Annotated in this window: 1 protein-coding gene and 2 pseudogenes; all 3 read left to right on the plus strand. The window is 61.2% G+C overall.

From position 1 onward, the window contains the following. Positions 1-264 (plus strand): annotated as a pseudogene (locus QZH66_RS16075) (hypothetical protein); the annotation flags it as partial. Next, positions 261-737 (plus strand): OB-fold domain-containing protein, encoded by a 477-nt coding sequence (locus QZH66_RS16080; RefSeq protein ID WP_305806894.1) that lies wholly within the window; start codon positions 261-263, stop codon positions 735-737. The pseudogene QZH66_RS16075 and the gene QZH66_RS16080, both read left to right, overlap by 4 nt. After that, positions 734-1398, plus strand: a pseudogene (locus tag QZH66_RS16085) (hypothetical protein); the annotation flags it as partial. The gene QZH66_RS16080 and the pseudogene QZH66_RS16085, both read left to right, overlap by 4 nt.

Genomic DNA, 1398 nt, shown 5'->3' on the forward strand with positions numbered 1-1398 from the left:
TGCAGGCCGGGCGAATTCGGGCGCTGGACCCGAGACCACGATTTTTCACACACGGGTGACATGCCACTCAACACCCACGGAGGTCAACTCGGTGCCGGACAAGCCGGGTATGCCGGTGGCATGAGCCACGTGATCGAGGCGGTTCGCCAACTGCGCGGCGAGGCCGGGGCGCGCCAGATCGCCAACCCCAAGGCGGCCATGATCACCGGCAATGGTGCGACCCTCAGCGAAGCGGTCGCCCTGGTTTTGGGGAGTTCAACATGACACACGCGGCCACCAGCTTTCCCGCCATTGATCTGGCAACCCTGTCCGTGCCGCCACCGACGCCGACAGCCTTATCTTCACCCTTCTGGGTGGCAGCGGCCGAAGGCCGGTTGCTGTTCCATCGCTGTACCGATTGCCGCCGCTTTACTGCCTATCCCCGTGAAATCTGCCCACACTGCTGGTCGCAGAACCAAGCTTGGGAAGAGGTCAGCGGCCGAGCAGAAGTCCAAACCTTCACGCGCGTTCATCAGGCAGGGAATGCCGGATGGCAGCTTGCAGCTCCTTATGTCATCGCCCTGGTCCGATTGATCGAAGGGCCAGTGATATTGACCCAATTGATAGAAGCAGGAAGACCCGTGCGTGCCGGCGCCGCCTGCTGCGTGGCCTTTACGAAGGTGGGCGACTGGACCCTGCCGTTCTTCAGACTGAGCGCGGATGCCACCGCCGTCACTACAGTAGAAGAAATTTCATGAGCAACCGTCACGCTTACCTTCTCGCAGGGACAAGAACGCCTTTTGGCCGACTCCATGGTCGATTGTCGGAATTTTCCGCGCTCGATCTGGGCACGATGGCTCTCAGAGAACTGCAACGTCGTCACCCTGTCACGTCGGAGTCTGACGGCGCCATCCTGGCCATGGTCATGCAGGCCGGCCAAAGCACCAACCCGGCGCGCACGATGATGTATCGAGCCGAAATCGGACACCATATTCCGGCCAGCACACTCAACGCAGCTTGTCCTGCCGGCATTGATTGCGTGGTGGATGCGACCCGTCGGATAGAGCGCGGCGAAGGCGCGCTCTATCTTGTCGGAGGAATCGACTCATCCAGTCGGACCCCTGCGCTGCAGATCGATGGCGCAGAGCCGATCAGCAACTTGACCCACTCGCTGACTTGCGTCATCAGTGATTTGACCTTTGCCGGGCTCTCGGATCGCATGAGCACTGAGCTGGGAATATCGCGGGAAGCACAGGATGAATGGGCGCTGCTGTCGCAGCAGCGCGCGGCCGCGGCCGACTTTATGACTACCGGTGAACTCTTCGCGGTCCAGAGCCAAGGCTCGGCTTTCAGTCGCGACGAGGGGATTCGTCCGTCCACCACCATCGAGAAGCTGTCCGCACTAACACCCGTTGCCAA

The sequence above is a fragment of the Stenotrophomonas sp. YIM B06876 genome (assembly GCF_030711595.1).
In the GTDB taxonomy this organism is placed as follows: domain Bacteria; phylum Pseudomonadota; class Gammaproteobacteria; order Xanthomonadales; family Xanthomonadaceae; genus Stenotrophomonas.

Coding starts and splice junctions, on each gene's coding strand:
- QZH66_RS16080 (WP_305806894.1), top strand. CDS start 261: ATGACACACGCGGCCACCAGCTTTCCCGCCATTGATCTGGCAACCCTG.